Genomic DNA, 18,399 nt, shown 5'->3' with positions numbered 1-18,399 from the left:
GATCACCGCCGTCGTGAAAATGAGCGTGAAACCGAGATGCATCTCTCCGCGATACCACCACGGCGTCGCCTGCACATATTCGTCGCGAAACTTGTAGGATCGCGCGCGAATGTCGTCGTCATACTTCATGATGAGCGTCTCCTTTTTCTATCGGACGATGCGCGGGCGCGCTCTTCGGCGCGCCCGCCGATGCTTGCATGCTTCAGGACGGATTGCGCGCCGCCCCGTTTTCGAGCTTGCCGAGCGTCTCGGGCACGACGAACGCGCCGATCAGGAAGATCACGCTGATCGCGCCGACGAAGATCGCGAGCGTCGACGGCAACTGGCTCGCATCCTTCGCGACGAGCGAGACGAAGGTCGGCATCATCCCGCCGATCGCGAAGCCGATATTCCATGAAAGACCCGTCCCGGTCGCGCGGATCGCAGTCGGAAAGCGCTCGTTCAGGAAGATCAGGATCGGCGCATAGCCCGCGCTGCCGAGCGCGGAGAGCAGCACCGCGTACACGCCGATCATCGTGATGTTCTGCGCGGTCGGCAGCAGCACGAAGAGCGCAGGCAGCGCGACCAGCCGGATGAGGCCGAGCCACACGAACGCGCTCTTGCGCCCGATGAACGTGCTCAGATGCCCCGCCGCAACGGAGGCGACGACCACCGCCACGCTGCAGATCATCAGGATCGCGGCGGCCGCGCCGTTCGGCACGTGGCTCACGACCTTGAGGAAGGTCGGCAGATAGCCCGACGTGAGGTAATAGCCGCTGCCGCCACCGATGGTCAGCAGCAGGTTCACGAACAGCACCTTGCGATAGTCCCGCGAGAACAGCGTGCGAACCGGCGAGCGCACCACTTCCGCCTGCCCGCTCTTGACCTGCGCGGCGGCCTTGGCGGCCTTCTCGGCGGCGAGCTTCTTCCAGAGCGGCGATTCTTCCAGGCTATTGAATACGAAGAGGCCGAGCAGCGAACTCAGGATGCCGGTAAAGAACATGCAGCGCCAGCCCCAGACGTCGAAGAGATCGCCGGGAAAAAGCGACGACATCGCGAGATACGTGAGCGACGCGAGCAGTGCGCCAAGGCCCGCGCCACCGCCGCCGATCAGCCCCGAAACCGCGCCGCGATACTTCGGCGCGACGGATTCCGTGCCGATGGTATGCGTCGAAGCCACCACGCCGCCGACAAACACGCCCTGCACGAGGCGCAGCAGCATAAACAGGACCGGCGCGACGAGGCCCACCTGCGCGACCGTCGGCAGCATGCCGAAGGCCGCCGTCGAGAGGCCAACGCCAACGACCGCGACGATCATCGCCCCCTTGCGGCCATGACGGTCCGCGTAGGAGCCGAAAAGCGCGGAACCGAGCGGGCGCATCAGCAGCGTCACCGCGAACGACGCATAGACCGCCGCGAGCGAGAGCATCGCGTGCTCGGATGGGAAGAACAGACGCCCGACCACCGGCGCCACGTACAACAACACGAACAGGTCGAACAGATCGAGCGCCCAACCCATGCACGAGGCCACGACTGCGCCCATGACCTGGCGCTGATTGACGTGAAGCGCGGCGGCACCTTCTTGCGCTACTACGGACATTTGCATCTCCTTGTATGTCACTGGGCCGTCTTTCGATCGCCCCCGTGTCGCAGGCACGTTTGTCTTTTGGCGTGCTCTTGTCGAGGTTAAAAAATCGTCAGTGCGCGGCGGCCAGCGGCGGCGCAGCGGAGTCGCTGGATGCGCCCGATGCCAAGCTCGCGCGTCGCTGTGTGACCATCGCGTGGGCGATCTTCTCGGCGATCATGATGGTCGGTATGTTGGTGTTGGCCGAAGGCAGTCTCGGCATCAGCGATGCATCGACCACGCGCAGTCCCTGCGCGCCGTGCACGCGCCCTTCGCTATCCGTGACGGCGTCGCGATCCTGCGCGCCGCCCATGCGGCATGTGCCGCTCGCATGCCACACGCCGAACACGTTCGCGCGGATGAAGTCGGCAAGCGCGCGGTCGTCGGCCAGGAGCGCGGCCATGTCCAGCCCGCGCGTGAAGAAGCGTTCGATCAGAAAACGACGCAGCGGCGCGGGCGTATCGAGCAGCGTGCCGAGCATCGAAGTCAAAAGCGCGTTGCGCTCGCCGACCTGGCTCAACGCCTTGACGCGCGGAGAAAACGCCGCTGGAAAGAAGTCGCGCGGATCGCGTCCGAGCCCCGACGCCTCGACCACGCTCGCGAGCATCCGCACGCCGGTAGCGAGCCGTTGCAGATCGCGTTCGTCGTCGAGCAGATTCAGGTCGACGCGCGCAGCGGCGGCGGTATCGGCGGATACGAGCTGCACGCGGCCGCGCGAGTACGGCCGGTTGCACCACAGGAAGAAAAGGCCCAGCCGGTTGCCCAGCTCGTGCCATGCCGCGCGTGTCGCGCTCGACAGATACAGGTCCGACTCGTCGCAGCCCGCGACGCCGGAGCTCATGCGCGCGGCCATCATGCTGGCGCGGCGTCGCGCGAGCGGCATGCGAAAGCGCGGTTCGAGAAAATGACAGAACGTGAGCGACGGATGATCCTGCAGATTGCGCCCGACGCCCGGCCGATCCACTGCACACGCGATGCCGAGCGCCGCGAGTTCGCGGGCATCGCCGATACCCGCGCGCATCAGCAGCGCAGGCGACTGCAGCGCGCCCGCGCTCAGCACGACTTCGCCCGCCTCGAAACGCACGCGCTCGCCGCTTTGCGCCAGCGCGATCACGCCGCGCGCCGCCGCACCTTCCATCACGATGTGCTCGACGCGAAGGTTCGAATACACCGTGAGATTCGGGCGCTTGCGCGTGGTTTCGTCGAGATAGGCGATGGCCGTGGACACGCGCTTGTCGTCGATGTTCGAGAACGCGCCGGGGAAAAAGCCGTCGCCAAATTCGCCATTCTGATCCTGCAATTGCGCGACGCCATTCGCGCGCAAGCCCTTGGCGAACGCATCGCAGAAGGGCGGCCAGTCTTTCGGCATGATGCGGCGAATCGGCACGGGGCCGTCGCTGCCGTGCAGTTCGCCGCCCGGAAAGTTGACGTCGCGTTCCAGCTTGCGAAAGTACGGCAGCACGTCACGCCACGCCCAGTCATCGGCGCCGTTCGCAGCCCACTCGTCGTAGTCGCGCGGCAGGCCGCGATTGGCCGATTGCACGTTGATGCTCGACCCGCCGCCCATCACGCGGCCCTGCTCGTAGACGCGCGGCGCGGCGTCCTTGGTGGCTTTCGCCTTCAGGTCCGGCCAGATGTAGGTCTCGCCACAGAAGACGGGCATCGGATAGCTGTCGAGGATGGCGGCGGGCACCGCGCCCGGCGGCGTATCGGCGCCTGCTTCGATCAGCGCGACGCGCAGCGACGGCACGGCCGACAGCCGATGCGCCAACACGCATCCCGCAGAGCCGCCGCCCACGATTACGTAATCGAAGCGTTCCATCCTCTGTCTCCTGTTCTTCTGTGACGCTGCTTATCAACTTCCGCGAAACACCGGCTTGCGCTTGCCATGGAACGCCTCGACGCCCTCGCGGAAATCGTCCGATGTGCGCAGCCGGCTATAGCAATGCCCTTCAAGTTCAATAGCAATGGAAAGCGGCGCATCTTCCGAATCGTTCAGCAGCTTCTTCGCGGTGCGCTGAGCGAGCGGTGAGAACGCGCGCAGTTCGTCGACGAGCGCATCGGTGGCGGTTTCCAGTTCCGTGTCGGCCACGCAGTCCACCGCAATGCCCCACTCGTAAGCCTGCTTCCCCGGAATGCGGCGCGAGCGCATCACGATGTCCTTCGTCCGGCCGATGCCGACCATCGCCTGAAGACGAGCCGAGCCGCCCGAGCCCGGAATTTGCCCCAGCTTTTGCTCCGGCAGCGCATAGAAGGTCGTTTCGGTGACGATGCGGAAATCGCAAGCCAGCGACAGCTCGAACCCCACGCCGAAGCAGAAGCCGCGATTGGCCGCGATCACCGGCTTTGAGCAACGGGCGGGCGCCGCGATATTCCACGCGAGCTTCGACACGTGTTCCGGCGACGCTTCCAGAAAACCCTTGATGTCACCGCCGCTCGAAAAGTGCTCGCCCGTCGCGCGCACGACGATCACGCGCACGCGCTCGTCGTCGTCCAGCGCCTCGATGACGGTGCGCAACTGGTCGCGCGCGCGCATCGAAATGACATTCAACGGCGGCCGATGCAGGATGATGTCGGCGCGCTCGCGTTCGGCGTCGATCTCGACCGAGAAGCCGTCGAGTCCTTGCAGCAGCGTCTGGCCGCGATGGTTCAAATCGCTCATATCGGGTTACTCCTTTGTGGTCTGTGTAGGGTGAACGTTGCCGTCGGATGCGTATTCGCCCGCCGAGAGCTTGCGGCGCAGAATCTTGCCGACCGGCGACTTCGGAATATCGTCGACGAACACGTAGTCGCGCGGGCGCTTGAAGTTGACGAGGTCGGACTGGCGGCACCAGGCGTCGAGCGCCTCGGCATCGACGTATTCGCGGCGCTTGATGAACGCGACCACGCGCTGGCCCCAGCGCTCGTCCTTGACGCCCGCGACCGCGACTTCATCGACGGCCGGATGCAGCGAGAGCACCGATTCGATATCCACCGGCGAGATGTTTTCGCCGCCGCTGATGATCATGTCATCGACGCGGCCGGTCACGTACAAATCGCCGTCGCGGTCGAAATAGCCGGTGTCGCCGGTGAAATACCAGCCCTCGCGCAGCGACTTCGCGTTCGCGTCCGGGCGGTTCCAGTAGCCTTCGAATGCTTCGTCGCCGAGCAGGTCCGCGATGATCTGGCCTTCCTCGCCGGCCTGTGCGATCTCATCGGGCGACACGGCGTCGAGCTTCACGACGCGCAGCCGCGTGTTCACGCCCGCGCGCCCGGCGCTGCCCGGCTTGCGCGTCGCGTCCTGATCGATGCTGACCGTGTAGACCTCGGACGAACCGTAGTGATTGACGAAGATCTCCGGCTCGAACGCAGCCGACAGGCGCTTGAGCAAACCATCGTTCATCGGCGCACCCGCGAAGCCTAGCTTTCTGACCGACGACGTATCGGTGCTGGCGAACGCGCTGTCCGCGAGCAGATCGTGATAAAGCGTCGGCACGAGATAGAGGCACGTGAGCGCGTACTTCGCGATGGATTCGAGCGCGAGCTTCGCGTTCCAGCGACGCACGCAGACGAAGACGCCATCGACGAGCGCCATCGAAAGCAGCGAGCGCACGCCCATCGTGTGATAAAGCGGCATCACGCCGAGCGTGCGTTCGCCGCGCCGGTACAGGTTCTGCGCGACGTGCGCGAGCGCGCCCGCGCGTTCATGCCGATGACGGCGCGGGACACCCTTCGGCTTGCCGGTCGTGCCGGACGTGTAGAGGATCAGCGAGATATCGTCGGCGGTGGCGTGCGTCGTCTCGCCGGTGCGCGTGCGTTCCGCGAGCAGCGCGTCGAAGGCAATCGTGCGGCCGGGGGCGTCGTCCAGACCGATGCGCGGCACGTGCTGCGCGGCGGCGCTTTCCACGACGGCATCGGCGCAAACGGGTTCGTAGACGATCGCCTTCACGCCGGCATCCGTCACGCAGTACTCGACTTCCTCCGGCTTCGCGCGCCAGTTGAGCGGCACGATCACGATGCCCGAGAATTGCCCCGCCCAGTGCAGCGTCGCCATTTCCCAGCGGTTTTGCAGCACGACGAGCAACCGGTCGCCGCGTTGCAGCCCGAGTTCGCGCAGGGCATCGGCGACATTCAGAATCTTGCGATGCCACTGCGCATAGGTCAGTTGCATGTCGCCATCGACGAGCGCGAGCGCGTTCGGGCTGCGCTCGACGCTTTGCAGAAACGTGCGGCCGAGATCAAGCATGTTCGGCCTCCTTCTTGCCGCGCGCCTCGACCTGACGACGCGCTGCCACATCGAGCACGGCCGCGACGATCGGCGTATAGCCGGTACAGCGGCAGATATGGCCCGAGAGCATGTCGCGCACCTGATCCTCGGTCGGATTCGGCACGCGCTGCAGATAGTCCGCACATGACATCAGAATGCCCGCCGTGCAGAAGCCACATTGCAGCGCGTGATGGCGCTGGAACGCCTGCTGCAAATCGCCGAGCGTCTGGTCGGGCGCAAGACCTTCGACTGTGTCGATGCGCCGCGCATCGGCCTGCACCGCGAGCATCAGGCACGAGCGCGCCGCGACGCCATCCACGTGCACCGTGCATGCGCCGCACACGCCATGCTCGCAGCCGACATGCGTGCCGGTCGCGCCCAGTTGGTGGCGGATGAAATCCGACAGCAGTTCGCGCGGCTCGCAATGGCCGCTGCGTTCGCGGCCATTGAGCGTCAGCGTGATGCGCCGCTGCTCCCCTTGCCGCATGATGTTGTCCGATGTGTTGCTGCTCACGTAGCCTCCTCGATCACGCGCCATCCCAGTTGCCGGACGAGATTGCGTCGATATTTCGCGCTGATGTGCGCGTCGTCCTGCGCGTTCAGTTTCCAGCTCAGGTCGTTCAATGCGCCGCGCAGGTCGTCGCCTGTCAGACGCGGCCAGCTTTCCGCCACCGGCCGGTCCGCGACGCCGCCGACCGCGATACGGATCGAATCGTCCGTCACCACCGCCGCGCACGCGACGATCGCGAAATCGCCGTGCCGCGCCGAGAACTCGCTGAACGCATAGCGTTCGCCGGGCTTCCTGAGCGGAAAGCGCACGGCTTCCACGAGTTCGTTTGGCTCGCGCGCGGTCATCAGCATTCCCTGAAAAAAGTCCTGCGCGGCGAGCGTGCGGCGCTTCTTTTTCGAGCGCAGCATCACGTCGCCGCCGAGCGCGGCCAGCACGAGCGGCAGTTCTGCGCTCGGGTCCGCATGCGCGACGGAGCCGCACACCGTCCCGCGATTGCGAATCTGAAAATGCGAGATATGCGGGAACGCCATCGCGAGCATCGGCACTTCGTCGCGCAGCGTGGGACGCCATTCGACGCTGCCTTGCGTCGCCGCCGCGCTCACGACGAGATGGCCTGCTTTGTCATCCACGCGCACGGCGTCGAGTTCGGCGGTGCGCGAGATATCGACCAGCACGCGCGGCTGCGCGAGCCGCATGTTGAGCACGGCCATCAGCGATTGACCGCCCGCCAGCACGCGCGCGTCGTCGCCGGTTTGCGCGAGGGCGTCGAGCGCGTCTTGCGTCGTCATGGCGCGCAGATAATCGAACGGCGCGGGCTTCATACGTGCCTCCTGAAGCGGGCCAAAATCCGCGCAATCCACGACTTGCGCTGCTCGACGGGCTGGCCCGCCGCCTGCCGTCCGAGCGATTCGAACAATTGCTTGAGCACGACCTTCGCCGCGCCTTCGAGCATGCGTCCGCCGACCGCCGCCACCTTGCCCGACACCTGCGCTTCATAGTCATAAGTGAGGCGCGTGCCGGTTCCCTGCGGCGTCAGTTCGACGAGACCGTTGCCGCGCGCGCTGCCGAGCGGCGAGATGCCCGCGCCCGCGAGCCGCAGCCGGTGCGGCGCGTCGATCTCCGACAAGCCGATGCGCGCCTCGAAGCGCGCCTTGATCATGCCGACGCCCACCGTCACGTCCGCGCGATATTGATTCGGCGCGGTCTCGTCGAGCGCATGGCAGCCGGGAATAACCTTCGCGAGCGCCTTCGGGTCGAGCAGCACGCCGAACACGGCTTCGGGCGTCGCGGGCAAATCGACCGTGCCGCGCGCCGTCAACGCCTTGCCGCCCGGCGTCGCGGGCTTCGCAGCCGGTGCTTCGCGCAGTTCGGGCCGCGACGGTTCGGGATCGTCGATGCCGATCAGCGCCATCACTTTGGGCGGCGTGAGCGGCAGGCGGATATCGTCGACGCCGAGGGCATCGGCCACCGCATTCGCGATGCACGGCGGCGTGCTCATGTTGTTGCCTTCGCCGAGCCCCTTCGCGCCGAGCGGCGTGAAGGGCGACGGCGTCTCCAGATGTACGATCACCGGGTCGGGCACTTCGCAGGTCGTCGGCATCAGATAGTCGGCGAGCGTGCCGGACTGGAAACTGCCGTCCGCGCCGTAGCGGAACTCTTCCATCAGCGCCGCGCCGACGCCTTGCACGAACGCGCCGCGAATCTGGCCATCGGCGAGTGCGGGATTGAGTAGCGTGCCGGCGTCGTGCGTCGTCACATAACGGTCGATGCGCACGCGCCCCGTCACGCTGTCTACTTCCACGCCGCACATGTCGAACGCGAAGCCATACGCCGCCGACGTGTTGATGCGATCCTGCTCGTCGGGCGCGTCCATGTGCGGCGGCGACCAGAAGACGCTCTCGCGCAGACCCGGCTCCTCGCCTTCCGGTAACAGCGCGGGCGCCCAGTGCGGCGCATTGCTTGCGGCGCGCGCGAACGGCAACGCGCGCTCTTCGGCACCGTTCGGAAAGACGCGCGCGCCTTCGAAGCGCACGTCGCCGGGCGCGCAGCCGAACTGCTTTGCAAGAATGCGCGCGAGCTTTTCGCGCACGCGGGTCGCGGCCAGATGCACCGTGCCGGCCACCGCGCCCGCGAATCGGCTCGAATAATTGCCCGCCGCGACGGACCACGCGTCCTTGTGCGTATCGAATTCGACGTTCACGACGATGTCCTTCGGGTCGAGCCCGAGCACATCCGCGACGACTTGCGCGCACACCGTCATGTGGCCCTGGCCCGCTGGCGTCGACGCGATGGTGACGACCACGCCGCCGAGCAGATCGACGCTCACCGTCGCGCTGGCGATCGCGCCGTTCTTCGGCCCGGCTTTCTTGCGGGCGTCGGGCGGCATCACAGTCGTGATGTATCCCATGTTCGATACCGACGGCTCCACGATCGCCGCGAAGCCGATGCCATAAAGACGCCCAACTTTGCGCACCGCGTCGCGTCGCGCGACGAGTTCGTCGTAGCCGCCTTCGGTCATCGAGCGGCGCAGCGCTTCCTGATAGTTGCCGGAGTCGAGCAGCGCGCCCGCCGTCGCGCGATACGGAAAGGCATCGGCGGGAACGAAGTTGCGGCGGTACACATCGAGCACATCGAGCCTCAGTTCGACGGCGATACGCTGAATGAGCCGCTCCAGCGCGAAGTAGACCTGCGGTCCGCCGAAGCCGCGCACGAGGCCGGTCGGCGTCTTGTTCGTGAGCACGACGCGGTTGCGCACGACGAGATTCGGAATGGCATATGCGCCCGTCAGGCAGCCGTGCATCCGGTAGAAGGCCGCGGGTTCGGGCGCGCGCACGTAGCCGCCGATATCTTCCAGTTGATCGTAGGAAAGCGCGACGATGCGGCCATCGCTTTCAACGGCCGCTTCGATGGTCGAAAGGCGCGCGGTCGCGGAAGTCGCCGCGCTCAGGTGTTCGAGCCGGTCCTCGACCCATTTCACCGGCGCGCCGGCCTTGCGCGAGGCAAGGCACATCAGCACGACATACGGAAACACCGCCTGCTTGACGCCGAAGCTGCCGCCGGAATCGCGCGGGGCCTTATGACGCAGACGGTTCGCGGGAACGTTGAGCGCCATCGCCATGACGGCGTGCAGCGAAAACGGTCCCATGAAATTGGATGTGACGTCATAGCCTTCGCCGCCCGACAGATACTCGGCGATGACCACGCCGCATTCGATCGGCGCGCACGTGTTGCGCGGATAGTGCGCGACGAGCTTCACGCGATGCGGCGCGTTTTCGAACGCGGCTTCCGGTTCGCCATAGCGGAAACGCCGGTCGCTGATCACGTTGCTGCCGACCCGCTCGTGCAGCACCGGCGCATCGCCCCGCACCGATTGTTCGATGGACGTGACCGGATCGAGCATCGCGTAGTCGACCTTGATGAGGTCGAGCGCGTCTTCCGCTAGCGCGCGGGATTCCGCCATCACCACCGCCACCGGCTCGCCGACGTAGCGCACGCGGTCCATCGCGAGCGCCCACTGCTCCATCGGCGACTTCACGCCGACGACGAAGGGTCGCGACCACGGACGCAGATCGTCGCGCGTGAGCACGGCGCGCACGCCGTGCAGCTTCGATGCGGCTTCGGTATTGATGGAAACGAGTTCCGCATGCGCGTGCGGCGAGCGCAGAATCGCTGCGTGCAGCGTGCCGGGCTTCACGGCGATATCGTCGCCGTAGCGGCCGCGACCCGTGAGAATCGCGGGGTCTTCGAAGCGCTGCATCGGCTGGCCGACGTGGCGCTGCGGCTTCGCGGCATCGCTGTCGGCCACGCGCGCGTTGATATCGGCAAATCCGGTTTCGCGCTGATTCATGGCGTCACTCCGTCATCTTCGCCGCGGCTGCCGAATTCATCGGCGAGACCGCTCCAGCGGCGCGCAATCTCGCCGTGCTCGATGCCGAGCAGATCCAGAATGCGCCCGACCGTGTGATCGACGACATCGTCGATGGTCTTCGGATGCGCATAGAACGCCGGCACCGGCGGCATTACGATGGCGCCCATTTCGGTCGCGAGCGTCATGTTGCGCAGATGCGCGAGATTGAGCGGCGTCTCGCGCGCGACCAGCACGAGGCGGCGGCGCTCCTTGAGCATCACGTCGGCGGCGCGGGTCAGCAGATTGTCCGCGAAGCCGTTCGCGACACCCGCGAGCGTTTTCATCGAACACGGTGCAATCACCATGCCTTCGCTGAGGAACGAACCGCTCGCCACGGCCGCGCCGATATCGCGCACGTTATGCACGACGTCCGCGAGTTGGTCGACGTCGCCGCGCGTGAGGCCGAGTTCCTGCGCCGCCGTCACTGCACCCGACGCCGACACGATCAGATGCGTCTCGTGCGTGCCGAGGCGCCGCAGCGCAGCGAGCAGCCGCACGCCGATGACCGCGCCGCTCGCGCCCGAGATGCCCACGACGATGCGCTTCTTCCGCTCAGCCATGATCGCGCGCGAGGTAGGCGTCGAGCGCGCTGTTGTCGGCGGCGACGAGCGCGGTCAGATCCGCGGTGTCCTGACCCGGGATGCGCACGCGTGTGAAGACATGCGCCGGATAGACGACCGGGCGCGTCGCGTCGAGTCCCATCTTCGCGCTGATGCCTTGCAGATGCGCGGGGGCGTCGTCGGGCTGGCCGACCGTCGTCGAGGGATCGAGCGGCGAGCCTTGCGCGCCCGCGATGACGACGAGATCGCGGTCGGCCTGAAAGCGCGTCGCAATCGCCCATTCGATTTCTGCGGGATCGTGCACGTTCACGTCCGTATCCACGACGACGACCAGCTTGATGTCGTAATGCGCGCCGAACGCGCAGAGAAGCACGTTCTTCGCTTCGCCTTCGCGTTTCTTGTCGAACTGCACCCACAGGTGATAGCGGCACACACCGCCTACCGACAGATGCACGTCCTTCACCGCCGGATGGCTGCGCTGAAGGTGCGCGAGGAGCGTCGCTTCGCGCGGAATCGCGCCGAGCAGCAGATGCTCCATTTCGGCCGGCACGATCGTATGAAAAATCGGGTCGCGCCGATGCGTCACCGCCGTCACTTCAATGACTTCGCGCGCTTCCTTCGCGCTGTAGTACTTTGGGAACTCGCCGAATGGGCCTTCCGGCTCGCGCACGTTCGGCAGAATGCGTCCTTCTATGACGATCTCCGCGAACGCGGGCACCTGCACACCGCTCGTCACGCATTGCGCGACCGGCAGCGGCGCGCCGTGCAGCGCGCCAGCGATTTCGAGTTCGTCGTTATCGATGGGCGTGATCGCTTGCGAAGCGAGCATCGTCAGCGGATCGACGCCAATGGCGACGGCCACGTCGAGCGCATCGCCCGCTTCCTCGGCGGCGCGCTGGAACGCGTAGAGATGGCGCGGCAGCAGCAGAATCGCCATGCGATCGCGGCCATGCACCTGAATGCGGTTGATCGACACGTTCTGCACGCCGGTGCGCGGATTGCGCGCAATCACGAGACCCGCGGTGATGTACGGGCCGTTGTCATGCTCGCTATGCGTGGGAATAGGCAGAAGCGCGTGCAGATCGATTCCGCTCGTATGCACCACTTGCTGGCACGGCGCGTCCTCACGCGCAATGACTTTCGACGCGAGCGGCTCGGCGGCAGCGGCGGAAAAACGTGCGAGCAAACCGGCTTCATCGACGCCCATTGCTTCGGCAATCCACGCCCGCTTCGACATGAATCCGCTCACGACCGGAACCGCATGGCCGCCGGGGCGCGTGAAAAACGCCGCTTGCGTGCCGTCGAGGCGTTTGGCGACAGCGGCGAGTTCGTGTTCGAGCGCAACCGGCTTGTCGATGGTCGCGAGGCGTCCCGTCTTCGCGAGATGCGCGAGCCAGTCGCGCAGCGAGAGCGAGCCCGCCTCCGAGCCTTCCGGGGCCCACGAGAATGAGGAAATGCCGTTCTTTTCGGCATCGCGTATGTTCATCAGCGTCTCCATCTGTGCTGTGCCCGGCAAAGTGATGCCGCAGCGAGCGATGGGGTCAAGCGTAGCGATATCGCACCATAACTTCTAATAGTGTTTTCTGATGCGCTGAATCATTGCCTCTTATATCAGTGTTAGCCCCGATGACAGCCTTCTTACAGTTACGTATCAATAGACCCGTCCCGCAACCCGCACTGGCGGGCGTGGGCGGCAACGGCGAGCGGCAGGCAAGCACCGTTCGACGTGATAATGCAGGTGGCGGCTATTAGCATCGCTGATGCACGAAGGGATGAGATGGACCTCAAGCAAATTCAGTACTTCATCGCGCTGTTCGAGGACGGCTCGGTTACGCGGGCGGCCAAGCGCCTGAATATCGTGCAGCCCGCGCTCAGCATGCAGATCGCGAAGCTCGAGGACGAACTGCATCAGCAACTCTTCGAGCGCGGCGCGCACGGCATGGCGCCGACCGCGGCAGGGCGGCTGATGTATCGCCTGTTTCTGCCGATCATGCGCGACCTCGCACACGCGCGGCAGCAGATCGTTCAGCGCGATGAAGTCGTGACGGGACACGTCGGCATCGGGCTGATTGCGTCCGTCACAGAGAGCGTGCTCGCGGATTCGCTCTCGCGCTTTCACGCGCAATATCCGGATGTCGAAGTCACGGTCGCCGACGGCTACAGCGCGACTTTCATCGACTGGGTGGCGGGCGGTCAGCTGGATGCCGCGATCATCAACAAGCCGCGCGCGCGTCTGTCGCTCGACTCCCGCGCGCTGCTCGACGAAGAGATGGTGCTCGCAACCAGCGCCGCGCACGGCCCCGATCTGCCGCACGCCATTGAACTCGCGCAGCTGCCCGAACTGGAACTCGTGCTGCCGACCAAGCGCCACGGCCTGCGCGGCGTGCTCGACAGCGCCGCGCAGCATGAAGACGTGCTGCTCGCGCCGCGCTTCGAAATCGACGTGCTCTCGACCATCCTCAAGCTCGTCGAAAACACGCGCTTTGCGACGATCCTGCCGCGCATCGTGGTCGAGCGCGCGGCGCGGCATGGCACCTTGCGCGCGTGCCCGATTCTCGCGCCGCGCATCGTGCGGCATGTCATCTGCGTGAGCCATCCGCGAAGGCCGTTGAGCGCGGCGGCCGAAGCGCTGATCGCGATCATCGGCAACGAGCTGCATCAAGCCTCGAATATTTCGTGTAACGAACCATCCCCTTCTTTGAAGGAACGCTCCGCATGAACGCATCACGCTGGATTGCCGGCGAATGGACCGGCACGCCTACGCTCGACAGCATCGATCCCGCCACGGGCGAGGCCATCGGCCAGTTCGCCGACGGCGGCGCGGATGAAGCCGATGCCGCCATCGCCGCCGCGCGCCATGTGTTCGATCGCACGGCGTGGGCGCAGGATGCACGTCTGCGCCCACGTCGTGCTGCTCGGCGCGGGCTCCGGCCATGCGTTTCTGTCGCCGACGCTCGTCGAGCGTGGCGATCCGAAGGCGTTCTTCTGTCAGGACGAGACTTTCGGGCTGTTCGTCACGCTCGAAGTTTTTGAAAGCGAGCAGGAAGCACTTGAGAAGGCCAACGATACGGTCTTCGGCCTGTCGGCCAGCGTGTGGACGCACGACGGCGCGCGCGCGTTGCGCACCGCGCGGGCGCTGCGCAACGGGACAGTGTGGATCAACGATCACAACAAGCTGTTCGCGGAAGCGGAAACGGGCGGCTACCGGCAAAGCGGGCTCGGGCGTCTGCACGGTTACGACGCGCTCGCCGACTTCACCGAGATCAAGCACATCTGCATGCCGGCGGGCATCGTGGAAGACGTGGCTCCTCTTCGTTGATGCGCCAAAGGCGCGTGCTAGCGTCCGCCGCTATGCGGCATCAACGCGGCAAGCCAGATCGCGACCGCCACCGCGCCGCCATCGGGCCAACCCACCGCACGCGCGCCGAGATAGCTCGCGCGTCCGGCGCGTCGCGCCATGCTCGCGGTTTCGTCCGCGCCCTTAGCCGTCGAGGCCGCATTCCAGCCCGGAGTAAAAAACCCCGCGATAAGCCGAAAGGAGTGGTCGCTCCTTCTGGCGCAGAGATGGGTCATCGCCCGCCTACGCAATCAGCGCTTCTTCAGCCTGGACGACGCGCTCGGTGACTATCTGCCCGATCTCCGGCGACCCGTGCCTCCGCTCGATCCGACGATCGATTTCGCATTAAAATCAGTGGCTTAGGTCGAGATTGGAGATGCGGGATACGGCGGATTTTTTGCGAATCCCGGCCGACCCTCCGCCTCGCTCAAAATACCGGAAGTCGAATCAGCGCGCTGAAAACCTGGCGCTCTCGTTACAACGTAATGGCGGGAATGTTCTATGACGCCGACTTTTGGTCCCTTCTACTCACTACCGATCCTCACTTTTTGAAGCGCGATCGATTACGCATGTGGGTGATGCTTTCACGGCACGCTCACAGCAACTACGGGAGTATCGAATGTCTAAGGCACCGTCCCCTGAAGTCGATATTAGAACACTGCGCAAAGTCATCATGGCTGCCTCGATTGGTAACTTTGTTGAATGGTTCGATTTCGCAGCGTATGGTTTCCTCGCAACTATCCTCACGAGCGAGTTTTTTCCGAGCAGCGATCCATCCGCGGGCCTCCTGAAGACTTTCGCGGTGTTTGCAGTGGCTTTCGCATTTCGTCCGGTCGGTGGCATAGTGTTCGGCTTAATTGGAGATAGGATTGGGCGCAAACGCACGCTGGCGCTGACCATCTTGATGATGGCCGGGGCGACCACACTGATCGGCCTGCTGCCGAACTACGCCGCCATCGGTGCTCTCGCGCCGTTGTTGCTAACCGTGATTCGCTGCGTGCAGGGCTTTTCGGCCGGTGGTGAGTATGCTGGCGCCTGTGCCTACGTAATGGAGCACGCGCCGCAAAACAAACGCGGCTGGTACGGCAGCTTTATTCCCGTGTCGACTTTTTCTTCATTTGCGATCGCGGCCGTCGTCGCTTATGCGCTTGATGCAACGCTTTCGGCTGATGCAATGAGCGCGTGGGGATGGCGCGTGCCGTTCCTCGCGTCCGCACCCATCGGGCTCATCGGGCTGTACCTGCGCATCAGTCTCAATGAAACACCCGCCTTCCGCGCTCTTGAAGGCGAGCACCAGGTGGCGCATGCGCCGTTGCGCGAAACGTTCCGTACGCAGGCGGGCGGCATTCTGAAGCTCGGTGCATTTATTTCAGTGACAGCATTGTCCTTCTATACCTTTACTACCTATTTCGCGACATATCTGCAGGTCGTAGGACACATGAGTCGCGCAACTTCGCTGCTGATCACCGTTGTGGCACTTTTGTTTGCTGCGGCCATTTGTCCGCTGGCCGGCCTGTATTCTGATTTCGCCGGGCGCCGCATGACATTATTCACCACGTGCGCGCTGTTGATTGTAGTCGTCTATCCCTCGTTCTCGCTCGCGGGCTCGGGACAATTTCTGTCAGCACTGATCGGCGTGGCAATGCTCGCGACAGGCGCGGTGTTGTCGGGCGTGGTTACGGCTGCGTTGTTGTCGGAAGTGTTCCCAACCAGGATGCGCTATACCGGGTCGGCCATTACCTATAACCTCGCCTACACGATCTTCGGGGGCACCGCGCCGTTGGTCGCTACCTGGTTGATCGGCACGACCGGAAACAATCTGTCGCCCGCTTTGTATCTGATCGCCGTATCTTTCATGGGCCTGATCGGCGGGATGATGCTTCCAGAAACTTCACGAATGTCCTTGCAAGATGTGGGCACTGACAACGACCAAGCTATAGGCGAGATGCTCGGAGCGCAGCGACCGCTCAGGTAGCCCGGATCGTTCGAAGCTTTCCCGAGACTGCCGGCCGGCACGACGCGCGGCTTTGGCGTCGGCGAATTCCGCGAGGTTGGCCGCCTGATCCTCGAAGTGTTCGATGCGCTGGGCCACCATCCGGATGGGGATGCGGCCACTGAACAGCGCGTACGCCGTGAGATTTTCGCGCTGTGCGAACGCTTTCCGATTTACTGATTCGCCGAATCGCCAAGCTTGCGCACAGCCATAGCGACCCCACACGCCAGAAGCCTATACGGAGCATCGAATGAGCAATCTGCATGAGAACAGCATCATCATCGACGGCCTGAACATTTCGAAATTCGACCGCTCGGTGTTCGAGGACATGAGGAAGGGCGGCATCACCGCGGCCAACTGTACGGTGTCGGTGTGGGAGAGCTTTACGAAGACCGTCGACAACATCTCGTTGATGAAGCAGCAGATCCGCGCAAACAGTGAGTTGCTGACGCTCGTGCGCACCACCGAAGACATCGCGCGTGCGAAGAAGGAAAACCGCACTGGGGTGATCCTGGGCTTCCAGAACGCGCACGCGTTCGAGGACAACCTCGGCTATATCGAAGCCTTCGCCGACATGGGCGTGCGCGTCGTGCAGCTTTGCTACAACACGCAGAACCTGGTCGGCACCGGTTGCTATGAGCGCGACGGTGGGCTGTCGGATTTCGGCCGCGAAGTGATTACCGAAATGAACCGCGTCGGGATCATGGTCGATCTGTCGCACGTTGGTGGCAATACGTCGTCGGAGGCCATTGCGTTCTCGAAGAAGCCGGTCTGCTATTCGCATTGCCTGCCGTCGGGTCTCAAGGAGCACCCGCGCAACAAGTCCGATGAACAACTGAAGGAAATCGCCGAGGCCGGCGGCTTCATCGGCGTGACGATGTTCGCGCCGTTCCTCAAGCGCGGAATCGATGCGACGGTCGAGGACTACATCGAAGCCATCGACTATGTCGTCAACCTGGCCGGCGAAGATACGGTGGGCATCGGCACCGATTTCACGCAGGGCTACAGCGTCGACTTCTTCGACTGGCTCACGCACGACAAGGGCCGCTATCGCCGTCTGACGAACTTCGGCAAGGTCGTGAACCCGGAAGGCATCCGCACGATCGGCGAGTTCCCGAACCTCACCGCGGCCATGCAGCGCGCAGGCTGGAGCGAGACGCGCATCCGCAAGATCATGGGCGAAAACTGGGTGCGCGTGTTCCGCGATGTCTGGGGCGCATAAGCACCGAAGCCCGATCCTCATTCATCGAAACGCGACGGGCGCCGTGACGAGCGCCCGCGCGAACCGAAACTCACCCCTCGGAGCACCCTCGCGATGCAACCGCAACTGCCGATCGACGTCGATCCGAACACTGGCGTCTGGACCTCTGACGCACTGCCGATGCTGTACGTCCCGCGCCATTTCTTCACGAACAATCACAAGGCTGTCGAAGAGGCGCTCGGGCGTGATGCCTACGCGGAGATCCTCTACAAGGCGGGTTACAAGTCGGCCTATCACTGGTGCGACAAGGAAGCAAAGCAGCACGGCATCAGTGGCATAGCCGTATTCGAGCATTACGTGAAGCGTCTTTCGCAACGAGGATGGGGCATCTTCACGATCGTCGAAGTCGATCCGGTGAGCGCGCGTGCGCGCGTCGAACTCCGTCACTCATCCTTCGTGCTGGCGCAACCGGGCAAGCACGGCAAGCTTTGCTACATGTTCTCGGGCTGGTTCGCCGGCGCTATGGACTGGGTGAACGACACTACTGAAGCTGGCGAGGGCGCTCCGCGCTCGCAGTCGAAGGAAGTGCAATGCGCAGCGGAAGGCCACGACCACTGCGTGTTCGAAGTGTCGCCAGTCGCGCAATAAACCGTTTTCTCGCAATAAGCTGACCTGAGATGCTGAGAGACGGCGCCAAAGCGTAGGCCATTGCAGTACGCGAGAACGGACATCGTGTCCCTGACGCGACGTACAAGTGCGTATTCGACGGCAGGTCGAGCGCGGATTCCACGACTGCCCGAGCATGAATTTCACGTGAAGTCGAGCGCTGGAATGTGAGGTAACCACGCGGGTAACCCATGGCACCCTCGACGTTTTTGCGTCGGGAGTGCGAATGCCGAACAACAGGTTATCCATGCGTCAGATCAAGGAAGTCTTACGGCTCTATTATTGAGACTTCCATAATTCATGACATCACCACAGCGTAGCCTGCATCCAGCAAGCGGCAATGATCGAAGGCCGCTTTTGAGCGCTCTTGAGCTT

At 64.3% G+C, this 18,399-nt stretch carries 13 protein-coding genes and 3 pseudogenes; 6 read left to right on the top strand and 10 right to left on the bottom strand.

What is annotated here, in order from left to right:
* Positions 1 to 202: 202 nt before the first annotated feature.
* The 9 genes from HDG32_RS27865 to HDG32_RS27825 form a co-directional block, all read right to left on the bottom strand.
* Complete coding sequence (locus HDG32_RS27865; RefSeq protein WP_184072239.1) at positions 203 to 1,579, bottom strand: MFS transporter; 1,377 nt, start codon at positions 1,577 to 1,579, stop codon at positions 203 to 205.
* Between the two features lie 97 nt (positions 1,580 to 1,676).
* The gene (locus HDG32_RS27860; RefSeq protein WP_184072237.1) at positions 1,677 to 3,425 is read right to left on the bottom strand and encodes a GMC family oxidoreductase; all 1,749 of its coding nucleotides are present in this window, start codon (positions 3,423 to 3,425) and stop codon (positions 1,677 to 1,679) included.
* 33 nt (positions 3,426 to 3,458) lie between these two features.
* Positions 3,459 to 4,265: an enoyl-CoA hydratase/isomerase family protein gene (locus HDG32_RS27855; RefSeq protein ID WP_184072235.1), complete on the bottom strand. Its 807-nt coding sequence runs from the start codon at positions 4,263 to 4,265 to the stop codon at positions 3,459 to 3,461.
* A gap of 6 nt (positions 4,266 to 4,271) precedes the next feature.
* Positions 4,272 to 5,828, bottom strand: a complete 1,557-nt coding sequence (locus HDG32_RS27850; RefSeq protein ID WP_184072233.1) for an AMP-binding protein — start codon at positions 5,826 to 5,828, stop codon at positions 4,272 to 4,274.
* Positions 5,821 to 6,387, bottom strand: coding sequence for a (2Fe-2S)-binding protein (locus HDG32_RS27845; protein WP_184072232.1), 567 nt, complete (start codon positions 6,385 to 6,387; stop codon positions 5,821 to 5,823). The genes HDG32_RS27850 and HDG32_RS27845 overlap by 8 nt, the downstream gene beginning before the upstream one ends.
* Positions 6,360 to 7,181: a xanthine dehydrogenase family protein subunit M gene (locus tag HDG32_RS27840; protein ID WP_184072231.1), complete on the bottom strand. Its 822-nt coding sequence runs from the start codon at positions 7,179 to 7,181 to the stop codon at positions 6,360 to 6,362. The genes HDG32_RS27845 and HDG32_RS27840 overlap by 28 nt, the downstream gene beginning before the upstream one ends.
* The gene (locus tag HDG32_RS27835; RefSeq protein WP_184072230.1) at positions 7,178 to 10,207 is read right to left on the bottom strand and encodes a molybdopterin cofactor-binding domain-containing protein; all 3,030 of its coding nucleotides are present in this window, start codon (positions 10,205 to 10,207) and stop codon (positions 7,178 to 7,180) included. The genes HDG32_RS27840 and HDG32_RS27835 overlap by 4 nt, the downstream gene beginning before the upstream one ends.
* The gene (locus HDG32_RS27830) at positions 10,204 to 10,827 is read right to left on the bottom strand and encodes a UbiX family flavin prenyltransferase (protein ID WP_090807398.1); all 624 of its coding nucleotides are present in this window, start codon (positions 10,825 to 10,827) and stop codon (positions 10,204 to 10,206) included. The genes HDG32_RS27835 and HDG32_RS27830 overlap by 4 nt, the downstream gene beginning before the upstream one ends.
* Positions 10,820 to 12,313 (bottom strand): UbiD family decarboxylase, encoded by a 1,494-nt coding sequence (locus HDG32_RS27825; RefSeq protein WP_184072229.1) that lies wholly within the window; start codon positions 12,311 to 12,313, stop codon positions 10,820 to 10,822. The genes HDG32_RS27830 and HDG32_RS27825 overlap by 8 nt, the downstream gene beginning before the upstream one ends.
* A gap of 291 nt (positions 12,314 to 12,604) precedes the next feature.
* On the opposite strand from HDG32_RS27825, the gene HDG32_RS27820 reads away from it, so the two are divergent.
* Both HDG32_RS27820 and HDG32_RS27810 read left to right on the top strand, forming a co-directional pair.
* Positions 12,605 to 13,546: a LysR family transcriptional regulator gene (locus tag HDG32_RS27820; RefSeq protein ID WP_184072228.1), complete on the top strand. Its 942-nt coding sequence runs from the start codon at positions 12,605 to 12,607 to the stop codon at positions 13,544 to 13,546.
* Between the two features lie 53 nt (positions 13,547 to 13,599).
* Positions 13,600 to 14,146: pseudogene (locus HDG32_RS27810) on the top strand (aldehyde dehydrogenase family protein); the annotation flags it as partial.
* A gap of 17 nt (positions 14,147 to 14,163) precedes the next feature.
* Here HDG32_RS27810 and HDG32_RS27805 read toward each other — a convergent pair.
* Positions 14,164 to 14,331: pseudogene (locus HDG32_RS27805) on the bottom strand (DAK2 domain-containing protein); the annotation flags it as partial.
* Between the two features lie 452 nt (positions 14,332 to 14,783).
* Between HDG32_RS27805 and HDG32_RS27800 the strand changes: the two are divergent.
* The 4 genes and pseudogenes from HDG32_RS27800 (at position 14,784) to HDG32_RS27785 (ending at position 18,006) form a co-directional block, all read left to right on the top strand.
* Positions 14,784 to 16,139, top strand: a complete 1,356-nt coding sequence (locus HDG32_RS27800; RefSeq protein WP_184072225.1) for an MFS transporter — start codon at positions 14,784 to 14,786, stop codon at positions 16,137 to 16,139.
* A 30-nt stretch (positions 16,140 to 16,169) separates the two neighbouring features.
* Positions 16,170 to 16,337: pseudogene (gene glyA, locus HDG32_RS27795) on the top strand (serine hydroxymethyltransferase); the annotation flags it as partial.
* A gap of 70 nt (positions 16,338 to 16,407) precedes the next feature.
* Complete coding sequence (locus HDG32_RS27790) at positions 16,408 to 17,379, top strand: dipeptidase (RefSeq protein WP_090807390.1); 972 nt, start codon at positions 16,408 to 16,410, stop codon at positions 17,377 to 17,379.
* A 93-nt stretch (positions 17,380 to 17,472) separates the two neighbouring features.
* Positions 17,473 to 18,006, top strand: coding sequence for a DUF5943 domain-containing protein (locus HDG32_RS27785; RefSeq protein WP_184072224.1), 534 nt, complete (start codon positions 17,473 to 17,475; stop codon positions 18,004 to 18,006).
* Positions 18,007 to 18,399 lie beyond the last annotated feature (393 nt).

This window comes from Paraburkholderia sp. CI2, assembly GCF_014201055.1.
Classification (GTDB): domain Bacteria; phylum Pseudomonadota; class Gammaproteobacteria; order Burkholderiales; family Burkholderiaceae; genus Paraburkholderia; species Paraburkholderia tuberum.
Note: the sequence above shows the minus strand (reverse complement) of the source record. Positions and strands in the feature narration are given on the sequence as shown.